12 protein-coding genes are annotated in these 14455 nt (G+C 59.4%); 5 read left to right on the top strand and 7 right to left on the bottom strand.

Annotated features, from left to right (window positions below; translation table 11 throughout):
• Positions 1-450: 450 nt before the first annotated feature.
• Both tmaR and AACS18_RS18470 read left to right on the top strand, forming a co-directional pair.
• On the top strand, positions 451-768 hold the full coding sequence (gene tmaR / locus AACS18_RS18475; RefSeq protein WP_005336024.1) for a PTS system regulator TmaR: 318 nt from the start codon (positions 451-453) through the stop codon (positions 766-768).
• A 208-nt stretch (positions 769-976) separates the two neighbouring features.
• Complete coding sequence (locus AACS18_RS18470) at positions 977-4060, top strand: transglycosylase domain-containing protein (RefSeq protein WP_108612982.1); 3084 nt, start codon at positions 977-979, stop codon at positions 4058-4060.
• Between the two features lie 109 nt (positions 4061-4169).
• Here AACS18_RS18470 and yidA read toward each other — a convergent pair whose 3' ends face one another.
• The 4 genes from yidA to AACS18_RS18450 all read right to left on the bottom strand — a co-directional run bounded on the left by yidA (position 4170) and on the right by AACS18_RS18450 (position 9452).
• The gene (gene yidA, locus AACS18_RS18465; protein ID WP_108612981.1) at positions 4170-4979 is read right to left on the bottom strand and encodes a sugar-phosphatase; all 810 of its coding nucleotides are present in this window, start codon (positions 4977-4979) and stop codon (positions 4170-4172) included.
• 114 nt (positions 4980-5093) lie between these two features.
• The gene (locus AACS18_RS18460; RefSeq protein ID WP_181363325.1) at positions 5094-6761 is read right to left on the bottom strand and encodes a DUF342 domain-containing protein; all 1668 of its coding nucleotides are present in this window, start codon (positions 6759-6761) and stop codon (positions 5094-5096) included.
• 250 nt (positions 6762-7011) lie between these two features.
• A complete protein-coding gene (locus tag AACS18_RS18455; protein WP_108612979.1) occupies positions 7012-8160 on the bottom strand; it encodes a competence/damage-inducible protein A in 1149 nt (382 codons plus the stop codon).
• A gap of 53 nt (positions 8161-8213) precedes the next feature.
• Complete coding sequence (locus AACS18_RS18450; protein WP_042081904.1) at positions 8214-9452, bottom strand: HD-GYP domain-containing protein; 1239 nt, start codon at positions 9450-9452, stop codon at positions 8214-8216.
• 144 nt (positions 9453-9596) lie between these two features.
• On the opposite strand from AACS18_RS18450, the gene metA reads away from it, so the two are divergent.
• Positions 9597-10544 (top strand): homoserine O-acetyltransferase MetA, encoded by a 948-nt coding sequence (gene metA, locus AACS18_RS18445; protein WP_019446225.1) that lies wholly within the window; start codon positions 9597-9599, stop codon positions 10542-10544.
• On the opposite strand, the gene AACS18_RS18440 is transcribed toward metA, so the two are convergent.
• Positions 10545-11063 carry a cyclin-dependent kinase inhibitor 3 family protein gene (locus AACS18_RS18440; RefSeq protein WP_108612977.1) on the bottom strand — a complete coding sequence of 173 codons (519 nt, stop codon included), beginning with the start codon at positions 11061-11063 and terminating at the stop codon, positions 10545-10547.
• Between the two features lie 143 nt (positions 11064-11206).
• Here AACS18_RS18440 and AACS18_RS18435 point away from each other — a divergent pair, with 143 nt between their 5' ends.
• Positions 11207-11677, top strand: coding sequence for an Lrp/AsnC family transcriptional regulator (locus AACS18_RS18435; protein WP_005336001.1), 471 nt, complete (start codon positions 11207-11209; stop codon positions 11675-11677).
• Positions 11678-11768: 91 nt separating this feature from the next.
• Here AACS18_RS18435 and AACS18_RS18430 read toward each other — a convergent pair whose 3' ends face one another.
• The gene (locus tag AACS18_RS18430) at positions 11769-13733 is read right to left on the bottom strand and encodes an LTA synthase family protein (protein WP_108612976.1); all 1965 of its coding nucleotides are present in this window, start codon (positions 13731-13733) and stop codon (positions 11769-11771) included.
• Positions 13734-13992: 259 nt separating this feature from the next.
• Between AACS18_RS18430 and AACS18_RS18425 the strand changes: the two genes are divergently transcribed.
• Complete coding sequence (locus AACS18_RS18425) at positions 13993-14250, top strand: DUF2442 domain-containing protein (RefSeq protein WP_005335997.1); 258 nt, start codon at positions 13993-13995, stop codon at positions 14248-14250.
• Here the strand turns inward: AACS18_RS18425 and AACS18_RS18420 are convergent.
• Positions 14247-14455 (bottom strand): hypothetical protein (locus AACS18_RS18420; RefSeq protein WP_181363324.1); only part of this gene is annotated, 209 nt, incomplete at its 5' end. The genes AACS18_RS18425 and AACS18_RS18420 overlap by 4 nt on opposite strands.

Below are 14455 nucleotides of genomic sequence, written 5' to 3'. Positions count from 1 at the left end.
CCGGGGGTCGCGGGTTCGAGTCCCGTCCGCTCCGCCACTAATTTGAAGGCCTTCCCAGATGGGAAGGCCTTTTTTGCTATGGGTGGTTTTTGCCAACTTCCCCCGATGGTTGCACAACTGAACGAACGCCAAAGCCCAGTACCACGACCGCGCGTTGGTGTTTTTAGCGTGTTAAGCAGCCAGTGTTAGCATTTATATGCAGGAAGAGAACTAAAACCCTGTCACCTCCACCATTTTCTATCTATATCAAGCCCTTATCTGATGGATTACTGGCCATTTTAACTGGTTTACTTTTGGCCAAACTCTGTTCATGGTGCGCGATTAGGGTTGTATCTCGCTTATAACTCGGTAGAGTAAGGGCATCTTGAGTTTGCCTGTCCCGCGCCGAGTTGGCCGGGTTCCAGGTGTAACTTGGCCAGTTTTTATCAACCTTAAGTCAGTGGTATCGATATGGAACAAGTAAACAAGTCCACCTTCAGCGATGTACTGGAATATGTGCGTATGTCCCGTCGCCAGAACAAACTCAAGCGTGAAATTGCGGATAATGAGAAGAAGATCCGTGACAACCAGAAGCGCGTACTGCTGCTCGACAACCTGAGCGACTATATCAAGCCCGGCATGAGCATTGATGATGTGCAGGCGATCATCGCCAACATGCGTGCCGACTATGAAGAGCGCGTGGATGATCACATCATCAAGAACGCCGAGCTTTCCAAAGAGCGTAAAGAGCTGAGCACCAAGCTGAAGGGCATGAGCTCTCACAAATAAGCGTTGCGCTTTCGCTTAAGAGACACCGGCCACTGGCCGGTGTTTTGTTATCAGCTCGGATCTCTGCCACTCCTGCAACAATCGGCTCCCCTTTTTAGAATTGCCCTGTTACCATCACCACAAAGCGGTCAATAGTTTCAAGCCATTGACTTGAAAAGACTAAGCTTGAGTGAAACACAATAAATTGCGCAACCATGGTGGGGCTGATATGGGCGCATCAGAACAGACGGATTTGACACAAGTGGCATCTCAAGATTCATCTGTCCAGACTTCGGACGGGAACCCAAAGCGCAAGCGTCGTCCCTGGTGGCGTTGGCTGTTCTGTTTTCTCTTTTTATTGTGCCTGGGGGCGGTGATCGCTCTGGTTGGCTATGAGATGAAAACCTCGAAGCTGCAATCTCAGGAGATTTCCCGCTATGCCGCCAAGCTCACCTATCAGGTCGAGCCAGGCCAGAGCAAGCAGATCGCTTTCCCTGAGGATGGCCCGTTCGACAAGCGGCTCGGCTATGTGCAACTGCCGATGATGCAGGAGCGTTTGCTTCAGCGGGGCTATGAAGTCAGCAAGCAGGTGCATTTCTCCGACGCGCTCTATGACTACGCCAGTCGTGGCTTCTTCGTGCCCTATACCGAGAAGGTGCAGGCCGGTTTGACGCTGCACGATTGCCGCGCCGAGCCCTTCTATCAATTCAAGTATCCGACCCATCACTATCCGGATTTTGACTCCATTCCACCGCTCGTCATCCAGTCGCTGCTGTTTATCGAGAACCGCGATCTGCTGAGCAACGAAGAGCCGTTGGCCAACCCGGCGGTCGATTGGCCCCGTTTTGCCAAGGCCGCGCTCTCTCAAGTGGGCAAGGCGCTCGATATGCAGGATCAATCTGCCGGTGGCAGTACCCTGGCGACCCAGGTGGAGAAGTATCGCCACTCGCCGGATGGCCTGACCCTGTCGCCGACCGAGAAGATCCGTCAGATGGCCTCTGCCAGCGTGCGGGCCTATCGTCTCGGGCCGGAAACCCTCGAAGCGCGTAAGCTGGTTGCCTGGGCCTACCTCAACTCGGTGCCGCTCTCGGCTGCGCCGGGATATGGTGAAGTACATGGTCTGGGAGATGGCCTCTGGGTCTGGTTTGGTGCCAATGTCGATGACGTGAACCGTCTGCTGGACCCCGCCCGTAACCAGAATGCACCGCTGGCCGAACAGGGGCTTGCCCTGCGTCAGGTCGTCTCGCTGATGATTGCGCACCGCCGTCCCTCTTACTATCTGGCTCAAGGGCGAGAGGCATTGGCTACCCTGACCGACAGCTACCTGCGCCTGTTTGTGCAGGAAGGAATGATCACGCCACCTCTGATGGAGGCGGCGCTCAAGGCCAAGATTACGTTCCGTGACTTCCTGCAGTCCCCTGCTATCACCCGGGTGAACAATAACAAGGGGTTGCAGGTTGCCCGTACTCGCCTGAGCCGTCAGCTCGGGGTGCAGCTCTATGACCTCGACCGGATGGATCTGACCGCCGATACCAGCCTCAATATGCCGCTGCAAAATGAAGTATCCCGTTATCTGCAACAGCTAGCCGACCCGACGTTTGCCGCTCAGGTGGGACTGTTTGGTGAGCGCCTGCTCTCGCCAGAGAAGACCGGCGATGTGCGCTACAGCTTCACCCTGTTCGAGAAGTCGCCGGAAGGGTTCAAGGTGCGGGTACAGACCGATAACACCGATCAGCCGTTTGATATCAATGAAGGCTCCAAGCTGGAGTTGGGCTCAACCGCCAAGTTGCGGGTGCTGACTACCTATCTGGAGATCGTGGCCGAGCTGCACGACAACTATGCCGGGATGCCGGTCGAGAATCTGCGCAAGCTGGCTGCCGTCTCTCAGGACAACCTCAGCCGCTGGGCCATCTCCTATCTGATGACGGCTCAGGACAAGAGCCTGCCTGTGATGCTGGAAGCGGCGCTGGATCGCAAATACTCCGCCAGCCCCAATGAAGGGTTCTTTACCGGTGGCGGCATGCACACCTTCAACAACTTCCGCCGCGAGGATAACAATCGTATTCCGACGTTGCGTGACTCTCTGCGTGAGTCGATTAACTTGCCCTTTGTGCGGCTGATGCGCGATATCGTGCGCTACAGCCTCTACAAGGAGGGCAACCGTGCCCAGTTGCTGAAGGATGACAAGGATCCCCGCCGTCAGGAGTATCTGGCCAAATTTGCCGACAAAGAGGGGCAGACCTATCTGCTGCGCTTCTGGCGCAAATATCGCGGCAAGACTCCCGAGGAGCAGCTCGATACCTTCCTCGACGGTCTCAAGCCGAGTGCGGTACGTCTGGCGGCGGTTCACCGCTACCTGATGCCGGAAGCCAGCGAAGCCGCATTTGCTGCCTTCCTGGCGGAGCGGTTGCCGCGCGAGAAGTTGAGCGCCAAGCGGGTCAATCAGCTCTATGTGAGCTATGGCCCGGGCAAGTATTCACTCCCGGATCAGGGCTACATCGCCCGGGTTCACCCGCTGGAGCTGTGGCTGCTGGCCTATCTCAAGGAGTTCGACAAGGCGACCTTTGCCGACGCGGTGGCGGCCAGTCGTGACGAGCGGCAGGAGGTCTACAGCTGGCTGTTCAAGACTCGCCATCGCAGTGCCCGTGACAGCCGGATCCGCACCATGCTGGAGGTTGAAGCCTTCCTCGATATCCATCAGCGCTGGGCCAAGCTCGGTTATCCATTCGACCATCTGGTGCCTTCGCTGGCGACCGCGTTGGGCAGCTCCGGTGATCGCCCGGCTGCACTGGCCGAGCTGATGGGGATTATCCAGAATGGCGGTATCCGCTCGCCAACCTTGCGTATCGAGCATCTCTCGTTCGCCAAGGGGACGCCCTTCGAGACCGAGTTTGAGCCGCAGCATACCGAGGGCACCCGGGTGATGCCGGCAGAGGTGGCGGCAGCCCTGCGCAGTGCGCTCTCCAAGGTGGTCGAAGGGGGCACGGCAAGACGTATCGCCGGTGCCTTTACCCTGCCGGATGGCACTGTGCTGCAGATGGGGGGCAAGACCGGGACCGGGGATAACCGGATTGAAACCGTGGGTCGTTATGGCAACGTGACCAGCTCACTGGCGCGCAACCGCACCGCGACCTTCGTTTTCTATCTGGGTGAGGATCACTTCGGTACCCTGACCGCCTATGTACCGGGTAGCCAGTCTGACAAGTTCCGTTTCACCTCGGCGTTGCCGGTGCAGGTGCTCAAGGGGATGGCTCCCCTGCTGACGCCTTACCTGCAACCGGGCTCCCATACCCAGTGTCTGGCGAACCAGTGATGCGAGCGAATTAACGCTTATCACGCAGATAACTAACCAGAAAAAACGGGGAGGCTGACAGCCTCCCCGTTTTTATTTCCTTATCAGGCGCAGCGGTGCTCGATTGCGATCAGGCATTCAGTACGAACTGCTCGATCACCTGAGCTACGCCATCTTCATCGTTGCGGGCAGTGGTGTGCTGGGCGAGCGCCTTGATCTCGTCGGTGGCATTGCCCATCGCAACCCCGAGGCCTGCGTATTCGATCATGTGGCGATCGTTGCCCGCATCCCCGACGCAGATCACCTGAGCGGCGGTCAGGCCAAGGTGCTCGGCCAGTGCGGCCACGCCGGTTCCCTTGTTGCTCTGCTTGTTCATGAACTCGAGGAAGAAGGGGGCACTCTGTACCACGGTATAGCGCTCATAGAGCTCTGCAGGCAGTCGCTCGATGGCGCGGGAGAGCTGGGGCGGCTCGTCGATCATCATCACCTTCATGATCTGCTCGTCGGCAGGCAGGGTGGCGAAGTCGAGCAGATTGATCGGCATGCCGATCAGGCGGGATTCGTGCTCGGTGTAGGTGCTGACACGGGGACTGATCAGGCCGCGGGTGACCGAGAAACCGTGGACGTTCACCTCCAGCTCGTCAGCCAGTTTGGCGACGGCGCTGGCGTCACTGCCGGTCAGCAGCTGGCTGCGGATGATGCGCTGATCGGCCACCTGCTGCACCAGGGCGCCGTTGTAGCAGATGACGTAGTCATGCTCTGTGGTGAGGCCGAGCTCTTCCAGATAGCGGCTCATCCCTTCCAGCGGGCGGCCGGAGGCCAGCACAACGGTTACCCCTTTGGCGCGCGCGGCGCTGATGGCGGCGTGGGTGCGGGGAGTAATCTGGCCCTGCGGGTTGAGCAGGGTGCCATCCATATCCAATGCGATCAGCTTGTACATCTCTCACTACCTGAGTCTGGGTGGCCCGCCCGGTGGGGCCAAGGAAGTGGCGAGTGTAGCGAAAATCGGCGGCGGGATCACGGCCGGCTCAGCGATGGGGCCGTGCCGGTTGAGCTATTTGTGTCCCTCGTAAGGGGTCATCTCCAGGGTTTCATCATGGATGGTCAGGCGGGTAGGGCCTCGGGTAATGGTAACCTTGCGTTTGAAGCTGGCCATCTCGACCTCGATGCCAGAGTAGAGGTGCTGGGTGGCAATGACCTCCATCTGAGCCATCAAGTTTCGCAGCTCTTCCTGGTTGGCGGTGAGCTGCTCATCGAGCTGGGCCAGTTCGGCCAGCTGATGGTCCCGGATCGGTTTGAGCTTGCGCAGGGTATCCGGATTGCGCTTGTCGCCGGGCAGTTGCAACAACTTCATGACCAGCTCCTTGATTTTCTCCAGCTGGGCCTGACACGCCTGCTGGCGCTGCTTGAGCTGGTGTTCCTGCTCCTTGTGGGTGAAGTAGCCACCAAGGATCTGCAGCCGGGTATGGTTGGCGGCCTCGGCCCCCAGGCTGGGGGCCATGATCAGGCGATTGGCAATGCTGGTCCCCCCCAGCAGAGTGCCTTTACGCATGTTGCTATCGCCCACCTTGATATCTTGTCCGCTGCGGGAGTAGCAGTGGCTGAGCTGGCTCTGGATCTGGATATCCCCCCCCGCTTCCAGCTGGGCATACTGGGCGTAGCTGGCGTGGATCTCCCCCTGCGCATTGAGCTGGCAAAGGTACTCTCCCTGCTCGTTGCGGCGGCCAATGATGCCGTGGCGTACCGTGATGCTGCCCCCAGCTTCGATCCAGCCCCCTTCGATAAAGCCGCCAATCACGATGTCACCGCTGACCCTGATCTTCATGCCCGGGTTGACGTCGCCGCTGACGATTAAGCCCCCTTCAAAATCAATGTGGCCGTGGCGGGCATCCACCTGTTTGACGCTGAGCACCTCGTCCACCTTCATGCCTGCTTTTTCCTGACAGGGCAGGCCAGCCCGACCGGCAATCAGCAGGTCGGGATCGTCGGGGGAGATAAAGGTGCCCTCGCCAGCACTCATCGGACTGTCTTTGCCATCCTTGGCGGGCAGGTCCTGACCGGTCACGGTAAAACCGGGTACCCCGACGGTGGCCGGATGACGGCGCATCAGCGGAGCGCCGGCCTTGACGGTGACGATGGAACCGAGATCCCGCAGGTCGACCTTGCCATGCCCCAACTCCTGCGGTTTGAGGATCCGTTCGGCCGGGGTCTCCACCAGCCGCTCATAGCGAGTGTCCTGACCATTGACGGCAGGCTGGCCGTTGGCAATCACCAGCTTGAGCTGACTGCCGGGGGCGGCCTCCTTGGCCGACTGGATGGCAGCGGTGAGCTGTTGCTCACTCACCCCCTGTTTGATTTCGCTGATGGCGATCGCCTCTTTCAGCTGTTCCAGCGTCACATACTTGCCCCCCCAGTCGGCAGTGATCTGGGCGATGGCGCTCATGCGATCCTTCTCCACTATTACGGCGAGTCGGGCATCCTGACGCTTGCCGACAGGGATGGGGTTGGCGGGGACGGGGGCGGCAGGGTTGGTGAGCAGGGTATTAAGCAGGCTGATAGCCTGTTTGATCCCCTCGGGCAGCGGCTGATAGCGGCGACAGTTGGAAGCGAGCAGCAGAGCCTGCACATCCTGTTCCGTGACAGGTTTGGTGAGACCGGCGGCAATCCGCAGGCAGACCAGTTCCATATCGCTTGATAGCAGCAACCACTCTTTGCTTAACACCGCATCTCCTTGCTGGATGAGAACGGAACGATCGGCTCGCTCCTCTACTGTCATTTAATCTCTCAATGATTAATAAAGCGAGTCACCAACCCTGAGAGTGGGCAGTATTCAGATATTTCCTCTGAATGGTCAATGAATTGAAGTCAAATCGGTGATGGCGGCCGGATAAATATGGGTGCTGTTTGGCAACGGCGTGAAAAGGCGGATCGCAGCGCCAGCAACATAGGGTCGCTGGCAGGGGCGGTAGTTATCAGCTGCGCTGGGCTGTTCTGGCCAGGGTGAGGTAATCTCCGAGTACCGGCTTACCCAGCATATGGCGGCGCAGCATGTCGAGGGCGGCAAAGGCGAGGATCTTGCGGCGGCTCTCCGGGTCGGGGTGGCTGACCTTGACCGTCTGACCGACGTGTTTTCCATCGGCGCTGAGTAGCAGTGGTACACCCTCAGTGCCCTCTCGCCCTATGGTCAGTTGCAGGCCCGCATCGGCGGTCGGCAGTTGCGCCAGCTCATCGGCCAGTTGCGCGCTGAAGCGTGCTTCCAGCCGGGGATGGCCGTGACAAAGCGCCAGCAGGGCGCCGCCACTCTCTCCCTCCAGCAGAGCCAGCGGTTTGCCTTGCAGCAGCGCCAGGATCTGCTGCGCCGGTTCCGTATCTCCGCTGCCAACCAGCCAGGGGCGGATCGTATCCAGCAGTCGGTGCTCTGCACTCTCCATGTCAGCGGTACTGGCGCCGTGGCCGATCAGTTTCAGCTCGATAAGGGGCATGGAGGAGCGGTAACCCAGCTCAATACCTGCTGGCCAGGGTTCGGCATCCAGCATATCGCTGAGCGCCGACTCCGAGACGCCGAAGGTGTAAAAGCGACGCAGCTCGGTATCGATCTGCGCCCCGGCCAGCTGTTTGAGGCGCGGCAGAATTTGCTCGCGCACCATCTGCTTGAATTCGAACGGCACGCCCGGGGTGAAGAAGAGCTGGCTATGGCCGCTTCGTACCACAAAGCCGCAGGCGGTGCCAACCGGGTTGTCGAGGATTTCGCTCCCCTGCGGCAACCAGGCCTGTTTGGCATTGCTTTGTGCCATGGGGCGACCACGGCTGGCGTAGCGCGCTTCGATGGTAGCGAGCCAGTCGGGGAAGAGGGTGAGTGGCTGGTCAAAGGCCTCGGCGGCGGCCTGAGCGGTGAGATCGTCGGCAGTGGGTCCGAGTCCGCCACACACCAGCACCACCTCGGCGCGGCTGGCACTCTCTTGCAGCACCGTTTTCAGGTCGGCGAGGTTGTCCCCTACCGTCAGGCGACGGCGCACCTGCCACCCCTGTTCCAGCAGCAGAGCGCTGAGCCAGGCCGCGTTGGTATCCACCACCAGACCCGTCACTATCTCGTCTCCGGTACTGATGATCTCGATACGCATGGCAGGCTCCTTGGATTAAACGGGTGGCAACGGTTGGCCTTGGGCCAACACAATCAGGCTTTGTTGTGCTCGAAGTAGTAGCTGATCCGGGTACGCGGATTGAGGTACTCGAACACGGCGGGCGGCAGCCGTTTGGGGTGGATCACCTTGGCGATCGACAGTTCGGCTTGCTGCAGGTCGATGATGGCCGCTTCCTGACGGGGAATGCGCGGATCGTAGACCAGCACCGAGGGGTAGAGCAGGCGGGAAGCGTTGACCGACATTACCAGCCCCACCTGACCGTTGGAGAGTTGCACCACGCTGCCGGGGGGATAGATCCCCATCAACCGGATCAGCATGCTGAGGTACTCCGGATTGAACTGCGCCTTGCGCTGCTTGTAGAGGCCGCTCAGGGCCGAGTAGGGCACCTTGGCCTGCATGTGGCAGAGGTTATCGTACTCGTTGATCAGCGACACCATCTGGGTCAGCGGATCGAGCTGGCCACCCTTGAGCCCTTCCGGCCCGCTGCCATCGAGATATTCGTGGTGATGGAGCACGATCCCCTTCGCCTCGGCCGGGAAATCCTTGGCCAGATTGAGCAGATCCAGCCCGTAGCGCGGGTGCTGGGCCATCAGGTTCTGCTCCGGCTTGGTCAGCGGCTCGGTCTTGCGCAGGATCTGGCTCGGGATCTTCAACTTGCCGATATCGTGGAACAGCGCCCCCATGCCGACCCGGCGGATCTCGTCGGCCGTCATGCAGCACTCCTTGGCCAGCAGCATGCTGAGCACGCTCACATTGAGGGAGTGGAAGTAGAGGTTGTTGCCATCCTCGCTGTCGGAGACCAGATGGAGCACCATCTCGTCCACCGAGAGCAGCTGCTCGGTCATGGCGTTGACCAGTTCCTGCGCCTCGCCGATGGCATTGAGGGGGCGGGACTGGATCTTGCTCATCACGCTGCGCACCTGCGCCAGCGACTGCTGGAACTGTTTCTCGCACTGCTGCAGGTTGCGGCGATAGAGTTGCAACTGCTCGATACGGCGATCCTTCTCCTGCTGCATCTGGGCCTGACGCTGGGCGGCGTCTGCGCTCTCTTGTTGCTGAGGCTGTACCTGATTGAGGGGCTTGGGTGGAACGTCGCTCTTGTCGGGAATGATGGTGACCAGTTTCAGGCCGAGACGGCGGATCAGCTCGATCTCTTCTTCACTTTTGATCTTGAAGCTGGAAAACAGGAACGGGTGTTCGCGCCACCCCAGTGGCAGGGATACATAGTTGCCGACTTGCAGTCGATCTACGGAAATCTTGATACCGGTCATTATCTTGGAAGCAGGAGACACACTGAGCCGTATGCTAGTCAAAGGCGGGGGTGAATACAAAAGGTATCTGATGACAGGGCTGGAGCTTTATTATAGGCTTCTGGATGTCCAGACATATTTACCGATGCAGTACAGGGAGTAAGCATGCCGATCAAGATCCCGGATCAGTTACCCGCCGCCGAAGTGCTGGGGCAGGAGAACATCTTCGTGATGACGGAATCCCGGGCCGTCACCCAGAACATCCGCCCGCTGCGGGTGCTCATCCTCAACCTGATGCCAAAGAAGATTGAGACCGAGATCCAGCTGATGCGGATGCTCTCCAACTCGCCGCTGCAGGTGGATGTGGATCTGCTGCGCATCGATGACAGGGAGTCAAAGAACACGCCGCAGGCGCATCTGGAGAACTTCTATCACGACTTCGAGCAGGTGCGTGGCAACAACTACGACGGCATGATCATCACAGGGGCGCCGCTCGGGCTGGTGGAGTTCGAGGAGGTGGTCTACTGGCCGCGCATCGTCGAGATCATCGAGTGGTCCCATCAGCATGTCACCTCCACCCTGTTCCTCTGCTGGGCCGTGCAGGCGGCGCTGAAAGCCTTGTATGGCATGGAGAAGCAGACCCACGGCGAGAAGCTCTCCGGGGTTTACCGCCACCATCGTCTCGATGAGCATGAGCCGCTGCTGCGTGGTTTCGATGACGAGTTCGTCGCCCCGCACTCCCGTTATGCGGCGTTTGATGGCGATCTGATCCGTGCCCAGACCGACTTGCAGATTTTTGCCGAGTCAGAAGAGGCGGGGGTCTATCTGGCGGCGACCAAGGATTGTCGTCAGGTGTTTGTCACCGGGCACCCGGAGTACGATGCCCTGACCCTCGATGGTGAGTATCAGCGGGATCTGGCGGCGGGGCTCGACCCGGCCATTCCGGTCAACTACTACCCGAATAACGATCCGGGCAAGACCCCGCGCGCCAGCTGGCGCAGCCACGGTCATCTGCTGTTTGCCAACTGGCTCAACTACTACGTCTATCAGCTCACCAGCTATCGGGTGGAAGATATCGGCAAGGTCTTTACCTACGACCAGGGAGGCAAGTAGTCAGTCGCCCTGCGCCAGCCGCTGGGCCAGCTGGTCGAGCCATTGGCGGTGGCAGGCCAGGGTAAACGCCTTGGGTCTGTGGGCCTTGATGGCGGCCATCGCCTCTTGCTGTGGCTGGCCGAGGGTCATCAGCAGCGCGGCGGCGACCAGACCGGTACGACCGCTGCCCCCTTTGCAGTGGATGACCAGATGTTTGCCATCCCCCAGCAGCTCGCGCAGCTGTGGCAGCGCCTGTTGCCAGGCAGCCTCGAAGTCGGCATCGGGGGCCAGATCATCCTCGATGGGCAGATGGAACCAGCGCATCCCTTCGTGCTCGACCTGCTGGCCGAGCTGCGCCAGTTCGAGTCGGATCAACTCGGCGCTTGTCATCAGGGTCACCACCCCGTGGGCACCGGCCAACCGCAGTTGATCGAGCGCCAGGGTCAGCGGCACCTGCTGGGTGCCTGGGCATGGGGTCAGCAGCAGTTGACCGTCGACACGGGGAACCTCAAGGCTCCAGAAGGGATGATACGGGTGCATGGCGGATCCTCGCATGGTGGCCGCAGGGCTGCGACCGGTGAATGGCGCCAAGGATAGGCGAGGCAGGGGGGATGTCAATGGCCGTTGTGTTTGCCCCGGTTTACGGGCAGAGTCTAAAAAATTGAGCGGTTCAAGGAGTTAAGATGAGAAACCTGGATCAACTGGATTTGGATATCCTGGCCCATCTGTTTCGGGATGCGGGCATGACCAACAAGGATCTGGCCGCGCTGGTGGGCGTTGCCCCCTCCACCTGTCTGGAGCGGGTGCGCAAGTTGCAGCAGGATGGCGTGCTCAAGGGGGCGCACTGCGAAGTGGATTATCAGGCCCTCGGTGGTCATATTCAGGCCATGGTCTCCCTGCAGCTGGCCCGTCACAGCCGTCAGATCATCGATGCTTTCCGCGATGCCATTCTGGCGCTGCCCGAAGTGATCAGTCTGTTCCACATGGGGGGCAAGGATGATTTTCTGGTGCACCTCTGTGTCTCCGATACCGAGCACCTGCGCAACTTTGTCTTCGATCACTTCACCTCCCGCGAAGAGGTGGTGCACCTCGAAACCTCGCTGGTATTCGAGCACAAGTTCAGCCGCTCCCTGCCCTGCTTTCCCCAGCCATAATGGCTTGCGGGCTGACAGTATGAATAGATAGAAAAAACCGCCAGCTGGCGGTTTTTTCCATTCTGCTATCGGCTGAATCAGCTCGGGCGGCTCAATTGGCGGCGGTGCGTTCATCCTTGGCCGTCTGATAGAGGCTCTTCTGATAGGCCATGCTGCCCCACAGGGCCAGACCGAGGGCATCCTCCTTCAAGGCGTCCGGCTGCGCCGCCAGGCTCAGCTTCTCGCTGGCATCATCGTAGACATAGCCTTCTGCCGCCCGCTCCGGTTGCAGGATCACCACATCCTTGCCGCGCATCAGGGCGAAGTTCTTGTCGTACTGCATGATGGCGCGCCCCGGCCAGTCGGCGGGCATGCGGGTCAGATCCTTGCCAAGCATGGGGTAGTCGGCACTGATCCCCATCAGGGAGAGCAGGGTCGGCGCCATGTCGATCTGGCTGACGATGCGCGGATCCTTCCTCGGTGCAATGCCGTCGCCCACAATGACACCGGGGATATGGAAGCGGGGGATGGGCACCAGACTGGCGCCACCGACCCGGCTGTCGTGGTCGGCGATGACCAGGAACAGGGTATCCTTCCAGTATTCGGACTGTTTCGCCCTCTTGAAGAACTCGCCGATGGCGTAATCCGCATACTTGGCCGCGTTGTTGCGGGTCTGTTTGGGTTGCTCGAAGAGTTCGATGCGGTTGTCCGGGAATTCGAACGGATCGTGGTTGCTAGAGCTGAACACCAGACTGAAGAAGGGTTTGCTCTCCTTGTGCAGCGACTTGAATGTCTCGTCGGCCTTGGCCATCAGATCCTCGTCGGAGGCGCCCCAGGAGCCCTTGAACACCGGATTGTCGAAATCCTTCTGCTCGACGATGGTGGTGAAGCCGTTGCCGAGGAAGAAGCTGCGCATGTTGTCGAAGTGACTCTCGCCGCCATAAATAAAGCTGGTGTCGTAACCCCGCTGTTTGAGCAGATCCGCGATGGTAAAGAAGTTGGTCTGGCTCTTGCCGAGTTTGACCACCGCCTGTGCCGGGGTCGGCGTGAAGCCGGTCAGTACCGCCTCGATACCGCGCACCGAGCGGGTGCCAGTGGCGTAGAGCTGCTCGAAGGCCCAGCCCTGCTGCGACAGGGCGTCGATGTTGGGGGTAAGCGGCAGGCCGCCGAGGGAGCCGACAAACTGGGCGCCCAGGCTCTCCTGCAGCAGGATCACCAGATTCTTCGGTTTACCCTGGAAGCTCGCCTGGTTGAAGGTCTGGCTGGGCAGCAGATCTGAGTTGAAATCACTGGCCGGACGGCCACTCTCCTTGCGCATGACTTCGAGCACCTTCTGCTCCCTCATCTCGCCGTAAAACTGGCTGGCATCCTCCTCGGCGCCCATCTGCTTGATGGCAAAGAAGAGGGAGTAGGCGGAGTTGACGGTGAGCGAGTTGACCAGCGGATCTTCGGCAAAGGCGACCATGGCCGGGTTCAGGGCGCGGTGGCCGAGACTGGAGCGGGCACCGAGAAAACCTATGGCCAGAATGAGCAGGGCGAAGGCAGGACGCAGATACCAGCGGGGGAAGCTGAGGCCACGCACCAGACGGCCGCTCAGCCACCAACCACCGGCCAGCACGGCGCCGCTGAAGAGTACCGCCAGAAGCAGCTCGGCTTTGCGGCCCGCCCACAGCATGGCGAACACCTCTTTCGGATAGATGAGGTACTCCACATAGAGGCGGTTGGGGCGCACGCCATACTCGGTGACGAACGAGGGGGTGGAGATCTCGAGGAACAGCATCAGCCAGAGTCCGACGGTCAGCCACACTCGCATCAGTTGCAGCCAGCCCCGGCTGATGGCATGGGGGCCTGCCAGCAACAGAGTGAGCATGGCGGGGACACCCCAGACCCAGCAGAGGGTCGCAAAGTCGACCCGGATCCCTTGCAGCAGCATCTCCTGCCAACCGGCCACGGCATCCACCCGTTCCAGTTGCCAGAGACCGAGGGCGATTCGGCTGAAAGAGAGAGAGAAAAGCGCGAGCGCGCAGAAGACCGCGAAGGGCCAGAACGGGCCGAATCGCTGTTTTAGAGTTGTCATGTTTGTTCCTGAATGAGCCTGTAAGCGTCTGTCCACAGACGCTTTTTTAGTTGTTGTGAGGTTATGACAGATCGAATTGGTTAAGGTTGCATTCAAGTTTGTTAAAAGTCGGCATTAACACATTTATCATCTAAAAATGTGATGTCGCGCCACTAATGAGCACAGCATAATCTGCTGGGTAAAATGTGAGCCATAGCGTGTATGGATGGGGAGCTGGTGTTTATAATTGCCGCGAATTATCTCAATCGGAGCCGAAGGGATGCCGGTCTTTATCGATGTCGAGTATGTGCGGGGATGGCGCTTGTTTCTGGTGTTATCGGATGGCACCACGGGGGTGCTGGATCTGACCCCCTGGCGAACCCAGCCGCTGTTTGCAAAGCTGGAGAGCGAGCGTCACTGCGCCCGGGTCTTCATCAACCGTCACCACCAGCTGGAGTGGCCCGTCGGATGTACCTTGTCAGCCCATGAGGTCTATCACCTCATCTCTCCCATCGATGAGCGGGAAGCCTTCAGCTAATTCCCATTTTTTGTGAGCCAACGCCAGATTCCTGTTGCTGGAATGTTTGCCCGTTTGCCTTTCTGAGCCAACTTGGGTAAAACCTGCGCAACATTTTGCCAACTTGCCTTCGCTTCACCTGACAGAGGCTTGCCGCTTTCGCGCCGCAGGCCTTTTTTTTTTTTTTTTTTTTTTTTTTTTTTTTTTTTTTTTTTTTTTTTTTTTT

Origin of the sequence: Aeromonas sp. HMWF015 (assembly GCF_963878965.1) — a bacterium.
GTDB lineage: Bacteria > Pseudomonadota > Gammaproteobacteria > Enterobacterales > Aeromonadaceae > Aeromonas > Aeromonas veronii.
Note: the sequence above shows the minus strand (reverse complement) of the source record. Positions and strands in the feature narration are given on the sequence as shown.

Coding starts and splice junctions, on each gene's coding strand:
- tmaR (WP_005336024.1), top strand. CDS start 451: ATGGAACAAGTAAACAAGTCCACCTTCAGCGATGTACTGGAATATGTG.
- AACS18_RS18470 (WP_108612982.1), top strand. CDS start 977: ATGGGCGCATCAGAACAGACGGATTTGACACAAGTGGCATCTCAAGAT.
- yidA (WP_108612981.1), bottom strand. CDS start 4,979: ATGTACAAGCTGATCGCATTGGATATGGATGGCACCCTGCTCAACCCG.
- AACS18_RS18455 (WP_108612979.1), bottom strand. CDS start 8,160: ATGCGTATCGAGATCATCAGTACCGGAGACGAGATAGTGACGGGTCTG.
- AACS18_RS18450 (WP_042081904.1), bottom strand. CDS start 9,452: ATGACCGGTATCAAGATTTCCGTAGATCGACTGCAAGTCGGCAACTAT.
- metA (WP_019446225.1), top strand. CDS start 9,597: ATGCCGATCAAGATCCCGGATCAGTTACCCGCCGCCGAAGTGCTGGGG.
- AACS18_RS18440 (WP_108612977.1), bottom strand. CDS start 11,063: ATGCACCCGTATCATCCCTTCTGGAGCCTTGAGGTTCCCCGTGTCGAC.
- AACS18_RS18435 (WP_005336001.1), top strand. CDS start 11,207: ATGAGAAACCTGGATCAACTGGATTTGGATATCCTGGCCCATCTGTTT.
- AACS18_RS18430 (WP_108612976.1), bottom strand. CDS start 13,733: ATGACAACTCTAAAACAGCGATTCGGCCCGTTCTGGCCCTTCGCGGTC.
- AACS18_RS18425 (WP_005335997.1), top strand. CDS start 13,993: ATGCCGGTCTTTATCGATGTCGAGTATGTGCGGGGATGGCGCTTGTTT.